General features: G+C 64.5%; 17 protein-coding genes and 1 tRNA gene. 8 read left to right on the top strand and 10 right to left on the bottom strand.

Going from position 1 to position 13,783, the window contains the following annotated elements; translation table 11 throughout:
• The first annotated feature begins 9 nt into the window (after nt 1-9).
• The 3 genes from JQ604_RS39830 to JQ604_RS39820 all read left to right on the top strand — a co-directional run bounded on the left by JQ604_RS39830 (nt 10) and on the right by JQ604_RS39820 (nt 1,930).
• Entirely contained in the window at nt 10-993 is a 984-nt protein-coding gene (locus tag JQ604_RS39830; protein WP_212366226.1) for a hypothetical protein, read from the top strand.
• Between the two features lie 165 nt (nt 994-1,158).
• Nucleotides 1,159-1,584, top strand: coding sequence for a hypothetical protein (locus JQ604_RS39825; RefSeq protein ID WP_212366225.1), 426 nt, complete (start codon nt 1,159-1,161; stop codon nt 1,582-1,584).
• A gap of 91 nt (nt 1,585-1,675) precedes the next feature.
• Complete coding sequence (locus JQ604_RS39820; protein WP_212366252.1) at nt 1,676-1,930, top strand: hypothetical protein; 255 nt, start codon at nt 1,676-1,678, stop codon at nt 1,928-1,930.
• A gap of 71 nt (nt 1,931-2,001) precedes the next feature.
• Here JQ604_RS39820 and JQ604_RS39815 read toward each other — a convergent pair whose 3' ends face one another.
• From JQ604_RS39815 to JQ604_RS39805, 3 genes are all read right to left on the bottom strand, one after another.
• Nucleotides 2,002-2,145, bottom strand: a complete 144-nt coding sequence (locus JQ604_RS39815; RefSeq protein ID WP_212366224.1) for a hypothetical protein — start codon at nt 2,143-2,145, stop codon at nt 2,002-2,004.
• A gap of 177 nt (nt 2,146-2,322) precedes the next feature.
• A complete protein-coding gene (locus JQ604_RS39810) occupies nt 2,323-2,805 on the bottom strand; it encodes a MaoC family dehydratase (RefSeq protein ID WP_212366223.1) in 483 nt (160 codons plus the stop codon).
• A 9-nt stretch (nt 2,806-2,814) separates the two neighbouring features.
• Nucleotides 2,815-3,276, bottom strand: a complete 462-nt coding sequence (locus JQ604_RS39805) for a MaoC family dehydratase (protein WP_212366222.1) — start codon at nt 3,274-3,276, stop codon at nt 2,815-2,817.
• A 163-nt stretch (nt 3,277-3,439) separates the two neighbouring features.
• Between JQ604_RS39805 and JQ604_RS39800 the strand changes: the two genes are divergently transcribed.
• The 3 genes from JQ604_RS39800 (at nt 3,440) to JQ604_RS41965 (ending at nt 4,371) form a co-directional block, all read left to right on the top strand.
• Nucleotides 3,440-3,733: a DUF4282 domain-containing protein gene (locus tag JQ604_RS39800; protein WP_212366221.1), complete on the top strand. Its 294-nt coding sequence runs from the start codon at nt 3,440-3,442 to the stop codon at nt 3,731-3,733.
• Between the two features lie 144 nt (nt 3,734-3,877).
• The gene (locus JQ604_RS39795) at nt 3,878-4,027 is read left to right on the top strand and encodes a hypothetical protein (protein ID WP_212366220.1); all 150 of its coding nucleotides are present in this window, start codon (nt 3,878-3,880) and stop codon (nt 4,025-4,027) included.
• Nucleotides 4,028-4,236: 209 nt separating this feature from the next.
• Nucleotides 4,237-4,371, top strand: a complete 135-nt coding sequence (locus JQ604_RS41965; RefSeq protein WP_283818060.1) for a hypothetical protein — start codon at nt 4,237-4,239, stop codon at nt 4,369-4,371.
• A 160-nt stretch (nt 4,372-4,531) separates the two neighbouring features.
• Here JQ604_RS41965 and JQ604_RS39790 read toward each other — a convergent pair whose 3' ends face one another.
• From JQ604_RS39790 to JQ604_RS39765, 6 genes are all read right to left on the bottom strand, one after another.
• Nucleotides 4,532-5,212, bottom strand: a complete 681-nt coding sequence (locus tag JQ604_RS39790) for a ParA family protein (protein WP_212366219.1) — start codon at nt 5,210-5,212, stop codon at nt 4,532-4,534.
• 252 nt (nt 5,213-5,464) lie between these two features.
• Nucleotides 5,465-5,776: a hypothetical protein gene (locus JQ604_RS39785; protein WP_212366218.1), complete on the bottom strand. Its 312-nt coding sequence runs from the start codon at nt 5,774-5,776 to the stop codon at nt 5,465-5,467.
• A gap of 207 nt (nt 5,777-5,983) precedes the next feature.
• Nucleotides 5,984-6,340, bottom strand: coding sequence for a hypothetical protein (locus JQ604_RS39780; protein WP_433996334.1), 357 nt, complete (start codon nt 6,338-6,340; stop codon nt 5,984-5,986).
• Between the two features lie 130 nt (nt 6,341-6,470).
• Nucleotides 6,471-6,547, bottom strand: a tRNA-His gene (locus tag JQ604_RS39775).
• A gap of 191 nt (nt 6,548-6,738) precedes the next feature.
• Nucleotides 6,739-7,173: a phasin gene (locus JQ604_RS39770; protein ID WP_212366217.1), complete on the bottom strand. Its 435-nt coding sequence runs from the start codon at nt 7,171-7,173 to the stop codon at nt 6,739-6,741.
• 337 nt (nt 7,174-7,510) lie between these two features.
• Nucleotides 7,511-7,894, bottom strand: a complete 384-nt coding sequence (locus JQ604_RS39765) for a phasin family protein (protein ID WP_212366216.1) — start codon at nt 7,892-7,894, stop codon at nt 7,511-7,513.
• A 287-nt stretch (nt 7,895-8,181) separates the two neighbouring features.
• On the opposite strand from JQ604_RS39765, the gene JQ604_RS39760 reads away from it, so the two are divergent.
• Both JQ604_RS39760 and JQ604_RS39755 read left to right on the top strand, forming a co-directional pair.
• Nucleotides 8,182-11,883: a PAS domain-containing protein gene (locus tag JQ604_RS39760; RefSeq protein ID WP_212366215.1), complete on the top strand. Its 3,702-nt coding sequence runs from the start codon at nt 8,182-8,184 to the stop codon at nt 11,881-11,883.
• Between the two features lie 286 nt (nt 11,884-12,169).
• The gene (locus JQ604_RS39755) at nt 12,170-12,994 is read left to right on the top strand and encodes a metallophosphoesterase family protein (RefSeq protein WP_212366214.1); all 825 of its coding nucleotides are present in this window, start codon (nt 12,170-12,172) and stop codon (nt 12,992-12,994) included.
• Here JQ604_RS39755 and JQ604_RS39750 read toward each other — a convergent pair.
• Nucleotides 12,933-13,418 (bottom strand): Crp/Fnr family transcriptional regulator, encoded by a 486-nt coding sequence (locus tag JQ604_RS39750; RefSeq protein ID WP_212366213.1) that lies wholly within the window; start codon nt 13,416-13,418, stop codon nt 12,933-12,935. The genes JQ604_RS39755 and JQ604_RS39750 overlap by 62 nt on opposite strands.
• Between the last annotated feature and the right edge of the window lie 365 nt (nt 13,419-13,783).

The raw sequence follows: 13,783 nt of genomic DNA, 5'->3' as shown, positions 1-13,783 counted from the left end.
GGGCTGGGAATGATTTCGACATCGCGATTTGGCTTGCTGCGGCTGCCGGTGCTGGCGGCCGGCTTCATTTTTGCGATGGCGCTTGGCGCCGCCGCGCAGACCCCACCCGTCTCCATCATTCCGCCGTTTGCCGAGCCTGCCCGCACCGATCCTGCGGCCACCGACGAGCCCGGAGCTGACGAGCCTGCCGAGGAAGCCGCACCGGCCAAGACTCCGGACAAGACCGCCGATGCCAATGACCCCGACATCCTGAAGGGCATCGACATCGACAAGCTCGACTGGAGCCAGCTCAACAACACCGATCCCTACGCGCCGGCCCGCGCGGACCCGAAGAGTGCGCCCAAGAAAGCCGAGGCGAGCGCGGATCCCGCCTGGTCGTCCAACCCGAACGCCAACGGCACCTCGGCGGTCTCGGTCAAGCAGTCGGTCTGGTCGTTCTGGGACACAAGGATCGGCGCCGACATGACGGTCGCCCGGCAGGGCGTCATGACGACTTCAGAGCAGTTGTCGGAGCGGCTCGCCAATGGCGGCAGCCTGCCGCAATCCTCAGGCACCGCCTGGGCGGCCATCACCGCGCCCGGCGTCGCCTCGGTCTGGGACAAGACCTCGGTCGAGGCTCGCGTCGACCCCGGCGCCGAGCAGAGCAAGCTCGGGACCTCCTTGAGCAAGTCGGTGCCGCTGACCGACGATTATTCGCTGACCCTGAAAAACGGCTATGTCGTCACCCAGCAGGGCGTCGTGCCGGTGCCCGGCGTCATCAGCCACCCCTCACGGAGCTACGAGACCGACCAGTCGGCGAGCCTGAGCCTCAACGACACCGGAACCAGCTTCACCGCGGGCCAGACGCTCTCCACGTCGGACGACAAATGGCTGCGCAAGGTCGGCGCCGAGCAGAAGCTGTTCGACGGCGTCACCGTCTCGGGCTCGATCGGCGAGACCGCGCAGGGCACCGCCAACAAGAGCATCAGCGCCGGCTACAAGCGCAGCTGGTAAGGGCGTGCCGACGGCCGATCCGCGCATGTCGCGCGAAAGATCGACCCTTGCCGCAACTCGGCCCCGATGCTGCCGAATTCGACAGCACTGATAGGACCTTCACTTCGTCAATTCGTCGTGCGGGGGACATATCCGCGCTTCGCTACGCGAACCAGGGGAAAGCCGATGAACGCCACCATTCGTTCCGAAGAAATTGAATCAAACACCGCCGAGGCCGAGGTCGACAACAACCTCGCCGCCGTCTCCGAGGTCGAGGCCGGCATCCGCGACTTCGTGCGCAACGACATCGCCTATCTGCGCCGTCCGGTCGCGAGCCCGGAGACCGCACCGCTCGAGCCGAACACGGAAGCGACCGTCAACAACGTCAACTCGCTGATCCAGCGCGTGGCCGGCACGTCGCTCGCCGAGATCGAGAAGCTGATCGCCGAGCTCGAGAGCCTGCGCGACCTGCTGCATGCCGAGGGCCAGCGCGTCCAGCGCGAGATTTCCGGCTACGCCCAGCTCAGCTCGGCCGCGATGAAGTCGACCCGGATGATCGCCGACAACGTCACGCAGTGGAAGCGAGCTGCCGACGGCCTGCGCAACAGCTGATCCCTTTTAGAGCTGTTATAGGACTGACATCCGCCGCCTCCAGAAATGGAGTGCGGCGGCTCTGTTGAGGGGCCGTTTTGCGGGGAGACGCGTGGCTGAAATGCCACAACCGCCCGGTGTTACCAAATTTGATTTGAACTTTAAGCGCCGGAGCCGCGACCAAGGACCGGTACCGCACCGTCGCGGTTGGGCATTTCTGGGGACCTCAATGCAAAGCGTTCGGCCGGACAATACCGATCCGATTCCGCTGCGCCAATCGCAGCAGAGCGTCACGACAATCCTGATCCGGTTTGTTGGATTGCTTGCGGCAGCAACCGTGGTGATGGTGCTGATCTGGAACCGCTGACGCCGCTCGTTCTCTCGCGACGTCGTCTTCGCTTTTATGGTTATCGAACTCTTGATATCAGCGGCTGAATATCAGCGGCTGACTTGCGCCGCGCCGTCCAGCGTATAGGCGCCGTCGGCATAGCCCTTCACGATCATGCCACCCGCAAGCATCACCGCCAAGGTGACGGTTGCGAAGATAAAGCCGACGAATTTCAGCGCGCTGCGATCAGCCATGGTCATCCCCAAAAAGCTCACATTCCCTTGGACCATATGGCAGGGATAAAGTTCAAAATGCGTTAGCAAAAATTAGGTTCCGCGTAATGCGCAAATGCACGTGCGCATGTAAGTGATCCGCTAACCATGTCTTTCCTGCAACATCAGGATGCGTTGCAGTGAGTCCTCACGGCAACATCAGGAACCCGGACTGCGCCGGGGCACGAACGCGGTCGCCAGGAACGAGAACACGATCTCGCCGCGCTGATTGATGCCTGTGTTGCGCGCCTGCAGGATGCCCCATTCCGGCCGCTTCTCGGAAGTGCGCTTGGCCTCGATCTGGCTGCTGTAGCTGATGGTGTCGCCGGCGAGCACCGGCTTGATCCAGCGTAGTTCGCGAAAGCCAGGCGACGGTCCCCACACCGCGATCGTCTCGCCGCGCGCGGCCGCTTCCGCCGCCATGCGCTTGCCGTCGGCGACCATCAACTTCATGCACACTGAGGCGACGTGCCAGCCCGATGCGGCGAGGCCGCCGAACAGCGAGTTGCGTCCCTCGTCCTCGTCGAGATGGAAGCGCTGCGGATCGAACTGCGCAGCAAAGCGCTTGATGTCCTCGGCGGTGAAGGTGAATGCACCGACCTCGCGCCGCGCACCGATTTCCATGTCTTCGAAATAGCGCATGCGCCCCACCTACTCCGCGCCCGCAGCTTCGCGCCGGCGCACGATGATCGGCGACTCCATCTCGCACAGCACCTGCCCGCTGGCATTCCGCACGGTACCCTTGAAGGTGACGATACCGGTGTCGGGCCGGCTCTTCGAGACCCGCGCCTCCGCCACGTCGACGTCGAGGGTCAGGTCGTCGCCGGGGCGCAGAGGCGACAGCCAGCGCATCTCGTTGACGCCGGGCGACCCGAGCGAGGCGGTGCGGCCGATGAAGCCGTCGAACAGCATCCGCATCATCAGCGAGCCGAGATGCCAGCCCGAGCCGGACAGGCCGCGGAGCATCGACCTGGCGGCCGCCTCTTCGTCGAGATGCATCGGCTGCGGATCGAACTCGGCGGCAAACGCCAAAATCTCCTCGCGCGTGACATGGCGCGGGCCGAACGTGCCGAAATGGCCGGGCTTGAAGTCTTCAAAGGTCAGCGTGGTCATGGATTTAAGGGGAACAAAAGATGAGGAAGCCCGATTGTGGCCGTTATTTGCAGCAATCACAACCCGCCCGCGCGCATGGCTTGCCCGGCACCATGTTCGGGGCTAGCCCTTCAACAGGGACAGGTTTCAAGCGAATCACATTCGACGGCCGGGAGAACCACCGATGTTCGATTTTCAGGATCTGTTTCAGTGGGACCGTTTCATCACGCCCACGATCATCAAGACATTCTACTGGCTCGTCATCGGCGTGATCGTGCTGTTTGGAGTCTCCGGCATCCTGTCCAGCCTCTCCATGATGGCGATCAGCCCATTCGTCGGCTTCATCCTGCTGCTCGCCTCGATCGCCAGCGTCATCGTCGGCGTGGTGTTCTCGCGCATCGTCGCCGAGTTCATCCTGATCGTGTTCCGCATCAACGAGCATCTCGGCGCGATCCGCGACCAGGGCAACATGCGCTGAGCATCACACGACGTCCGCCGTCACGGCGGGTTGATGGTTAAGTTTCGGTGAGCGTCGCAATGCAAATGCGAACAATGCCCCGAGCCCGAATTTAGAATTTTGCGCGTATGCCTATCCCCTCAAAACAACATCCGGGGGGAATGAATGCATACCGAGATCAAATCCAATCCGCGTTATCCGATCACCGAGCGCGCCCAGCGCATGCAGGACATCATGCTGGTCACGACCTTCACGGTCTGGGCGGCGCTGATCGGCTTCGTGCCCGTCATGACCTATCGCATGCTGGTCAGCTGACGCGCGAGCATGATCCGGAAAAGTGTGAAGCGGTTTTCCGCAAAGATCATGCTCCAAAAAATGACCCCGCGCCGCCGTGGTTAATCCGCGGTAGCACCTGTGGTCAAATCCGAGCGGAATCGCGACCGGGATTTTTAAGGCGGTCGCGGTATCACTGTCCCCATAACGAGAAGAAAAACGCGGGGGCGTTTGTGCATACTGAAGAGCGTTTGATTGCCGTAGAGCCTGTTCTCGTCGCCGAGCCGGGCTTTACGACCGAGGATATCCTGTGGGCCGTCGGCATCTGGTCGGTGATCCTGACCATGACGCCGATGATCGTGTTCTACATGCTGATGGTGGCGTAGCCCTACGCCGCTTCATCACATCGCAAGACTCATCACACCGCAAGACAAAGAAATCCAGACGGTCTCGGCCCGAGACGGTCTGGATTGCTTTTCGTCGCCATCACACGAAAAACGCGCGGACCGCGCGCGTTTCTTTGTCGGTCCGGCCGTGGCAGCGTTGTTACGCTGCCTGCTTGTGCATCGTGCCTGAGGCAGACGCCGTGCCGCGGATCGCCTTGATCGAACGCTCGATCGCAGCCCACAGACGGCTGATCTCGTCAGCCGCACGGCCTTCCGCGTAATATTCGCGGGCGCCTTCACCCTGGCCGAGCGCCATCAAGAGATCGGCGCGGTTGGTGATCTGGCCGCTCCACACCGGAGCCTTGAACTTGGCCAGCGCTTCGCGGGCGATCGCCACGATGCGGCTTTCGGCGCCGTCACGCTGCGCGGGCGCGCCGTTGATCACGACGGCATAGGGCTTGCGCGACGAACGGCAGGTCTGGATGGTTTCCTGCACCGCGTTGACGTCGAACACGCCCGGGCGCGCCGGGATGATCACCATGGTGGCGTTCTTGATGGCGTCGTCGACGACGGCCGACAGATTCGGCGGCGTGTCGATGAACACCCACTCGATGCCGTCACGCTTGGCCTGCGCGATGATTCCGCTGACCGAGTTGACCGCAGCCTTGATCGGCGGCTCGTTGGTGCCGCGCAGCTTGTGCCAGAGCGTGAGCGATCCCTGCGGATCCGCATCGATCATCAAGCACGGCTTGGTCGCCTTATGCACTTGCGCGGCGAGGTGGGCAGCCAGGGTACTTTTTCCCGAGCCCCCCTTACGCGACGCGAAAACAATAACGTTCATACCCTTGGCCTCCAGATTGACCCCAGAAGCCGAAAATGAATCAGCACGCTGATTCGTGAAAGAAAAAATTTCTTGCAAACCGCGAAGCTGCCACGATTACCGTTCCCGGCTGGCTTTTGAGTCACACACCATCCAGGACACAACCGGAAATGGAGGGGGCATTTTCTGAGCAAGCGCAAACGCCTTGCGTTCGGTCGCGAGGGAAAACCGCCTCACATCTTTCCGGATCATGCTCCAAGCGCTTGATTTGACTCAGGCCCCGCGCTTTGCGCGCTCGCGCTCGATCCATTTGCGTTCAACCCATCCGAGCAATTGCGCGATCGGCTTCTGCAGGAACGGCACGTCCTGTGCGAACAAAAGGAGTCCGAGCGGCAGCATCCAGAGTCCAAGGATCGGCAGGAAGCTGAAGAAGCCGCCGATGATGAGCAGGAACGCGAGCGGAATCCGCACATAAATCGATGACGGCTTGCGCAGCCATGCGATGAACTTCGCCGGTCCGGCCGGAAGCCTGGCTTCGAACCAGGCGAAGTGGCGGTCGATCTCCTGCTTGTAATACTCGCTCACACCTCACTCCTTATCCGCATCGCACCGGCCGACATCAGGCCGACATCACTTGGGCCATCACTTGGGCCCATGACGCAACGCGTACCGTCGTGAAATGTTGATGCGTGACGCTGTCGCAAGGCGTCAGTCTGTCGCGCAACGCGGCCTTGAATTGCCGCAGTGCGATTCATACGGGAACGAATCTGTCGTGAGGTGAACGAGCCGCGATCAGGTCGGCTTGACCGGCTTCTTCGGCTTGGCCGGCTTCCTGGCCTTCGCCGTCGCCTTGGGCGCCCGGTGGGCGGCCGCGACCGGCCGCGGCGGCTGTGCGGCGCGGACCTCGCGCGGCTCGGGTCCGCCGCGGAAGAACGCCCGGCAGGCCGGCGACAGCTGGGCCTTGTTGCGGATCATGCAGGCGGTGATGCGGTCGACGTCGGGAATGTCGGAGGAGCAGAGGCGGAACGCATCCGGCGTGCAGGCCTGCTGCTGCTCGGGGGTATAGGCCTGGCTCGTCGCGGGCCAGATCCCCATCCCGAGCGTCACGGCCGCCATCAGGCCAAACGGAACAAGCCTCGCCCCAGCCATCGTCGTCCCCCAAAGCGTTGTTGGCGGGAATACTGGGTGAACGAAACGGGATTCGCAACAGAGCCGGCCAAACCGCCCACAGCCGTCGCGTCGCAGGGACCGCGGTCAAGGCGGGCAATATCGGGGACGATGGTACAGTTGGGTGGGCTCGAACCACCGACCTCCTGTTCCACAGACAGGCGCTCTAACCAACTGAGCTACAACTGCATCCTGAACCGGACGCTCCTCTCCAGAGGGGGGTCCGAATTCGGCGGAAACTAGGTGCAACGCCGCGCTTTGGCAAGGCCGGATCGTGCCCTTTCCGCGCCGATTTGGCGGGGCCTTTTCGGCACGGTTTACCCAGCAAAAAGCCCGGACCGCGGACGGCCCGGGCTTTTCGGGACTCGATTCGCGGCCGATCAGGCGGCGGGCTTGTAGTATTTCGAGGCAGTGGCCTTGATCGGCTCGGCGGCCTCGGCGGCGACCTTCTGGCCGAGCTCGGCCAGTTCCTTGGCCTGCGCGGAGAAGGTCTCGAACTGCTTGCGGCTATGGGTGGTCCACAGTTCGATCGCCTCCGCCGGCGACTTCACGCTGAACAGCTCCTGGGCGAAGTCGAGCGAGGAGGTGGTGTTGGCCTTGAAGAACTCGATCAGCTTGGCCGAGTAGGCGCTGGCGCCATGGTTCACCTTGGTGAACACGGCTTCGACCGTGCTGTTGTGGGTCTCGGCGGCGTCCTTGAACTTGGCGTAGTTATCGCGGGCCTGCGAAACGCCCTTCTCGGCGAAGGCGCGCATCTGCTCGGGGACTTCGAACGGGATAACGGAAGCGGAAAACGGATCGGACGGGTTGGTCATGACGTGCATCCTTCGCAACGGGAGTAACCTAGTGACTCCTGGCGAACGCCCCCGGACACAACTTAACCGGACACGTCGACTGGAAGTCACGCTTGCCTTGGTTCACGGGAATGCCCATTCGCGGGCGTGGCCAATAGACACCCATATCATGTCAATTTTGTGCAACGCAACGCAGAATTGAGTGCGATGCGACATCGTGATCCGGACGGGTGCACCCGGTTCCAAAGCGCTTCAAGCGAATTGGGCACCCGGTTCGCGTGACAAAAACGCGGTCAAAATAACGGGCGAGACCCCGTTCCAATCGATAGCGGAACGGGGCTCTCCCTCCCGATTGCAACTAGCTCTTCGGCTTCACCGCATCCATCGCGGCGCGGCCGACGGCCTGGCCCATCTCGCTCGCCTGCTCGGCGAGCGCGCGCATCTGGCCCTGCACATAGTCGGTGTGCAGCTTCATCAGCTCGGTCAGGTCCTTGGCCTTGAGCAGCGACTGCGCATAGTCCAGCGAGGCCTGCACGTTCTTCTCCGCATTGGCGATCGCCTTGGCGGAAATGTCCTTGGCGGTGGCGCGCACCGTCGCGTTGCGCTCCTCGAAAGAGCCGGCGGCGGCATGCGCATTGGCGAGGAATTTGTCGAAGGCCTTTCGGGCCTGCTCGAAGCTGGCTTCGGCCATCGACCGCATGTCCTTCGGGATCTCGAAGGGATCGCGTCCATTGTCACTCATGGTCCCACTCCTTGCCTGTTGCCCGGCCAGCGCGGCCGGTTCCGCATCGTCGAACCGGCCGCCCCGGTTTGCAACCGGTCAACGCCGGAAGGCCTGCGATCGTTCGCCCCAGTTAAGGTTATCCCGGCTTTCGAGCCGCCTCCGGGGGTCCGGACCGTGGACCTGCCGACCCCCGCTTGCGATACTAACCGTCCGTTAAGGCTGTCATTCTTCCATTTCCGGCGTGGCCGTGAGGGGGACGGCAGCCCAACCTAGGCGTTCAAATTCCGAGTCTTAAATTTGAAGCGATGAACTCTGCGGAATTCCAGGTCCAGGCGTTGCGCGATGTCCGGCTTGCCGGGCACGCGACCAGCCCGTTGCCGGCATGGCTGTGGTCGGTCGACGGCGCGCGGATCCTGTGGGCCAACCCGGCCGGCGCGCTGGCATTCGGGGCCGCCAATGGACCGGCACTGGCCGCGATGCCGTTCGGCCCGGCCGAGCCGCATCGCCGCCAGGTCGCAAGCCTCGCGCGCCGCCTGCCGCTCAACGGCCCGGCGCGGCTCGAGCGGCTGCGCGGCTTTGGTGCAGCCCTCGGCGTGCTCGCGACCTGCGGCTGCCAGTTGCTCGAATTCGCCGACGGCAGCCATGGCATCCTGGTCAGCGCGCTCAATGCCGGCGGCCGCAGCCTGTCGCTGGCCGAACGGCTGCAACTCCTGATGCAGGGCATGGAGACGCCGGCTGCAGCGTTTACCCGCGACGGACTGTTGATCGCGGCAAGCGAGAGCGCGCGCCGCCTGATCGGCTTCCACGATCTCGCAGAGGCCAAGCTCGACATCACGCGCAGCGACGCGCTCGCGCAAGGCCGCGCCGACGCCTGGATCGAGATCGGCCGCGTCACCCTGCTGCGGATCGGCCGCGGCGCCGACATCGCGCTGGTCGCGTTGATCAAGCCGGCGCCGGAATTTGTCGCACGTGCACAGCCTGCCGCGCCGGAGCCGGTCGTTGCCGAACCGACCGCGGCTGCGCCGGTCGCGCCGCAAGCGACACCTGCGCCCGCAGCCGAGCCGGCACCCGCGCCCACAGTTGAAGCGCCGATCGCGAGCTACGAGTCGCCTGCGCTGACCGATGAAGCGCCGGCCGAGTTTGCATTATTCGACGCGCTCGAAGCGGCGGACGACACCACGCAGGCGGCCGCACCTGCGCCGGTGCACGCGGAGCCCGAGCCCGTGCCAGCGACCGAAACGCCGCTCGTCGACACGGCACTGGTCGAAGCCCTCTCGTTCGAACCGGCGGCGATGGAAGCGGCAGACGTCGATCCGCAAGATGCGCCCGAGCCGATCACTTGCGAGCCCGCGCCCGAAGTCGAAGCCGTCGCCGACGAACCCGAGATCGCGCTGCCGGAGCAGCAAGCGCCCTCGCCTTACGCCGTTGCCGATCAGCCTGCACCGCAATCTGCTGCGCCGGACACCTCACCCGCACCATCATGGCTCGACGAGCCCTTGCCGAGCACGCGGCGGCATCCGCTGCGCTTCATGTGGCAGATGGATCATGAGGGCCGCTTCTCGCTCGGCACGGATGAATTCACCCGCCTGATCGGCATGCACACCGCAGCCGGCTTCGGCCGGCTCTGGACCGACATCGCAAACAGCTTCGGCCTCGATCCCGAAGGCCGCGTCATGAAGGCCTTTGCATCGCGCGACACCTGGAGCGGCATCACCTTGAACTGGCCGGTCGACGGCGGCGGCATGCTGCCGGTCGAGTTGTCGGGCCTGCCGATCCTCGACCGCGCCAGGAATTTCGCCGGCTATCGCGGCTTTGGCGTCTGCCGCGATCTCGACGGCCTGGCGCGGCTCGCAGCCCTTCGCCGCTATGAATTCTTTTCCGGCGCACCGGTGCCGCAGCCGCTGTCGGCCAGCCCCGCGCAGCACACGATCGAAACACCCGCTGAACCCACCCCAGTGGAAACCGTGGCCAGCGCGCCGCCGCCGGTTGAACCGGCGTGGCCACAGCCCGAAGCTTTGATCGAAGAGCCCGTCGCCACCGAAGCTGAGGTGACGGAGACAACAGCGACAGAGCCGCCCGTGGCGGATGCACCGCCCGAGACGATCGCGCCAGAGCCGCCAGCAGAATTCATTGCACCTGTCACGACACAGACTTCACACCAAGCCGATTTGGAAACGCCCGTGGAAACGACCGAGCCTACCGGCCACGACACGCGTGACGACACGCCGAAGAACGTGGTGCCTTTCCGCCCCGCCGGCGATGCCAAGGCGCCGTCGCTGACGCCCGTCGAGAACAACGCCTTCAACGAGCTCGCCCGCCAATTGTCGGCGCGGCTCGAAAGCGAGACCGGCGCCATCAAGCCGGTGACCGACGAAGAAACTGTCGAAGCCGTCGTCGAACAGCCGCAGCCGAGCGAGCCGCCAAGAGCGGAAGAACCCGTCAGCCACAAGGCCGACTGGCTGGTGCAGCCGGAGCCGCCGGCGCGCGGCGAAAGCCGGCGCGACCGCGCGCTGCTCGATTTGCTGCCGGTCGGCGTGCTGATCTACCGGCTCGACCGTCTGCTCTATGCCAACCGCGCCTTCCTCGAGCGCATGGGCTATGCCAGCCTGCACGCGCTGGAAGACGCCGGCGGGCTCGATGCGCTCTTTGTCGAACCGGGCGTGTCCAACACCAGTAGCACCTCGGACACCGGCACGCCGGTGATGATCTCCGCGAGCCAGACCTCCGACGATGCGACGCCGCTCTCGGCCGAAGCCCGGCTGCACACCATCGCCTGGGACGACGATTCCGCGCTCGCCCTGATCTTCTCCTCGACGCGTCACGAGGATGCGGCGATTGCCGCCGCGCTGGCCGCGCCGGAAGCCGCCGTGGCGCCGCCCGAGCCGGTCACTGAAGCCGGCCACGCCGATGCCGAAGAGCTCGGCGCCATCCTCGATACCGCGGCCGAAGGCATCATCATGTTCGATGCCGAGGGCAACATCCAGTCCTGCAACCGCAGCGCCGAAGCGCTGTTCGGCTATGACGGCGACGAGTTCATCAAGCACAATCTCGCCGATCTCTTCGCGCCGGAGAGCCAGCACGACGTCTTCGAATATCTCGCCAGCGTCAAATCGTCCGATGTCGAGAGCCTGCTCGATCACGGCCGCGAGGCGCTCGGCCGCGTGCGCCAGGGCGGCATCATCCCGCTTGCGGTGATCATGGGCCGCACCCGCGCCGACGGGCCGAATTTCTTCGCCGTGTTCCGCGACCTCTCGCAGGCCAAGCAGAGCGAGAGCGAGCTGCGCGAGGCGCGGCGGCTGGCCGAGCGCGCGGCCAATGCAAAATCCGACATGCTGGCACGGATCAGCCATGAGCTGCGCACGCCGCTCAACGCCATCATCGGCTTTGCCGAGGTGATGATCGGCGAGCGCTTCGGCGCGCTCGGCAATGAGCGCTACGTCGAATACATGAAGGACATCCGCGCCTCCGGCGAGCGCGTGATCTCGATCGTCAACGACCTGCTGGATCTCTCGCGGATCGAGACCGGCAAGCTCGACCTCGCCTTCACCAACCAGAACCTCAACGAGATGGTGGAGAGCTGCGTCGCCGTGATGCAGCCGCAGGCCAACCGCGAGCGCATCATCATCCGCACCTCACTCGCGCACACGCTGCCGCCCGTCATTGCCGACGCCCGCGCGCTGCGCCAGATCACGCTGAACCTGATCGGCAACTCGATCCATCTCGCCAATGCCGGCGGCCAGGTCATCGTCTCGACCGCGCTGTCGGACTTCGGCGAGGTGATGCTGCGCGTGCGCGACACCGGCCCCGGCCTCAACGACAACGAAGTCGCCGCCGCGCTGGAGCCGTTCCGCACGCCCGCGCCGTCGGATCAGTCCGGCTCCGGCGTCAGCCTGTCGCTGACGAAAGCGCTGGTCGAAGCCAACCGCGCCAAATTCCAGATCAAGACCGGCGGCCGCACCGGCACGCTGATCGAGGTGACGTTTACGCACGCGGCGGTAAGGGTGTGAGGCAGGCAAAGACTCTGGAGCAGTTCTCTCCGCATCGTCATGGCCGGGCTCGTCCCGGCCATACACGTCTGTCCTTGCGCGCTGAAAGACAAAGACGTGGATGCCCGGGACAAGCCCGGGCATGACGAGTTTGTGGAGCGGGGCGAGGCGAAGGTCGGAGCCCTCTCGCTGCGAACATCTGTCGCGTCCGTTTGGCGTAGCGCGGCACAAAATTTGCTCGAATTCATCCAACTGAATGCATCGAGACGCAGATCGCCTCTTTCCTGAGCATTTGGATTTCAAGCGGATGCGCTGCCTTGTCGTCGCCGACCTGCATTATTCCCTGCCGCAGTTCGACTGGCTGCTGGCGGCGGCGCCGCAATTCGATCTCGTGATCTTCGCCGGCGATGCGCTCGACATCGGCTCCGTCGTCGACTTCCGCGCCCAGATCGTGGTGGTGAAGAAATACCTGTCGCTGCTGGCCGAGCGCACCCGTGTCATCCTCTGCTCCGGCAATCACGACCTCGACGAACGCAGCGACGGCGAGAAGATCGCGCGCTGGATCGCCGATGCGAGGGCGTTCGGCATCGCCTGCGACGGCGACAGTCTTGCGATCGGCGACACGCTGTTCACGGTCTGCCCGTGGTGGGACGGCCCGCTCGTCAAGGCGCAGCTCGACCGCCAGCTCGAGGAGGCTTCGGCCACGCGGCCGGCGCGCTGGGTCTGGGTGCATCACGCGCCGCCGGCGAACTCGCCGACCAGCTGGGGCGGCAAGCGCTATTTCGGCGACGTCGAGCTCGCGCAGTGGATCGCCCGTTACCGGCCCTCGATGGTGATCTCGGGTCATGTGCACCAGTCGCCGTTCATTCCCGACGGCTCGTGGTTCGACCGGATCGGCGACAGCTGGGTGTTCAACGCCGGCCTGCAGCCGGGCCGGCCGCCGGTCTACATCGTGCTCGACATCGAGGCCGGCCAGGCGTTCTGGCTCGCCGCCGGCGAAGCGCAGCAGATCGATCTGACGCAGGCGCTGCAGCGGCCGGCCGCGCCGGTGGTGCAGCCGCCGGACTGGCTCATATCCTTGGATCGGATTGCCGATCCGATCCTGGCGCAACCTGCATCGGCGGCAGGTTGATCATGCTCTGCAGGAGCTCGCCGACCATCGCCAGATGGGTGCCGTGCCCCGCATATTGGTGCATCAGGTCGGCAAGATAGGTCGTGGCGACGTTGAGCCGCTGCGCCAGCAGCTGCGCGATCAGGAGCGCCACGGCCGGCTGGTCGCGCAGGAAGGAAGCCGCATTCTCGAATTCGTAGAGGGTCGAACCGGTCGCGGTCCGCACCGTCGCGCTGTGCGGCTGGTCGAGCAGCACCGACATCTCGCCGAACACCGCACCAGGCTCGGTGATCACGGCGACGACGCTGTCGCCCTTGATGACCTCGATCTTGCCGTCGATCAGCACGAACAGGTGCCCGCTCTTGCTGCCTTCGTGGATGAAGGAGGCGCCCTCCGGCAACTGCCGCCGTACCCCGCCGCTGCAATGATCCAGAATCGCACGCATGCCGCCTCACCTCCGCAAGCGTCAAGACTAGGCAGAGATGCGCACGAGAGGAAACAGATTAGCTGGGCGGCTTGCTCAAATTGTCGGCACGCCCAACGAAGTGTTGCCGATTCAACACGACGGGCAAATCAGCAAAAGGCCGTCAAGCCCCTCGTGTAAAAATATTCCACTTTACTCGAACTTCTGATTATGCTAACAATGGCCCGTCTCACCCACTGAGGGGCGTTGCGCAATGTCACGAACGCGGGCTGGGATGCGGTGGACGCCGAACGTGCGAGTGACATGCGCGCGCAAGGCGTACGGCGAAGTCGTGTGGGCCTGCCGCCCCGATGTTGGTGGTAAGCAAGCGAACAGGCTAACGCCTG

It is taken from the genome of Bradyrhizobium jicamae, assembly GCF_018130695.1.
GTDB classification, from domain to species: Bacteria; Pseudomonadota; Alphaproteobacteria; order Rhizobiales; family Xanthobacteraceae; genus Bradyrhizobium; species Bradyrhizobium jicamae_B.
The sequence above is the reverse complement of the archived record's forward strand: the minus strand, read 5'-3'. Positions and strand labels throughout refer to the sequence as shown.

Coding starts and splice junctions, on each gene's coding strand:
- JQ604_RS39780 (WP_433996334.1), bottom strand. CDS start 6,340: ATGGCTGGGGCGAGGCTTGTTCCGTTTGGCCTGATGGCGGCCGTGACG.
- JQ604_RS39830 (WP_212366226.1), top strand. CDS start 10: ATGATTTCGACATCGCGATTTGGCTTGCTGCGGCTGCCGGTGCTGGCG.
- JQ604_RS39825 (WP_212366225.1), top strand. CDS start 1,159: ATGAACGCCACCATTCGTTCCGAAGAAATTGAATCAAACACCGCCGAG.
- JQ604_RS39810 (WP_212366223.1), bottom strand. CDS start 2,805: ATGCGCTATTTCGAAGACATGGAAATCGGTGCGCGGCGCGAGGTCGGT.
- JQ604_RS39760 (WP_212366215.1), top strand. CDS start 8,182: ATGAACTCTGCGGAATTCCAGGTCCAGGCGTTGCGCGATGTCCGGCTT.
- JQ604_RS39800 (WP_212366221.1), top strand. CDS start 3,440: ATGTTCGATTTTCAGGATCTGTTTCAGTGGGACCGTTTCATCACGCCC.
- JQ604_RS39815 (WP_212366224.1), bottom strand. CDS start 2,145: ATGGCTGATCGCAGCGCGCTGAAATTCGTCGGCTTTATCTTCGCAACC.
- JQ604_RS39765 (WP_212366216.1), bottom strand. CDS start 7,894: ATGAGTGACAATGGACGCGATCCCTTCGAGATCCCGAAGGACATGCGG.
- JQ604_RS39770 (WP_212366217.1), bottom strand. CDS start 7,173: ATGACCAACCCGTCCGATCCGTTTTCCGCTTCCGTTATCCCGTTCGAA.
- JQ604_RS39790 (WP_212366219.1), bottom strand. CDS start 5,212: ATGAACGTTATTGTTTTCGCGTCGCGTAAGGGGGGCTCGGGAAAAAGT.
- JQ604_RS39750 (WP_212366213.1), bottom strand. CDS start 13,418: ATGCGTGCGATTCTGGATCATTGCAGCGGCGGGGTACGGCGGCAGTTG.
- JQ604_RS39755 (WP_212366214.1), top strand. CDS start 12,170: ATGCGCTGCCTTGTCGTCGCCGACCTGCATTATTCCCTGCCGCAGTTC.
- JQ604_RS39805 (WP_212366222.1), bottom strand. CDS start 3,276: ATGACCACGCTGACCTTTGAAGACTTCAAGCCCGGCCATTTCGGCACG.
- JQ604_RS39795 (WP_212366220.1), top strand. CDS start 3,878: ATGCATACCGAGATCAAATCCAATCCGCGTTATCCGATCACCGAGCGC.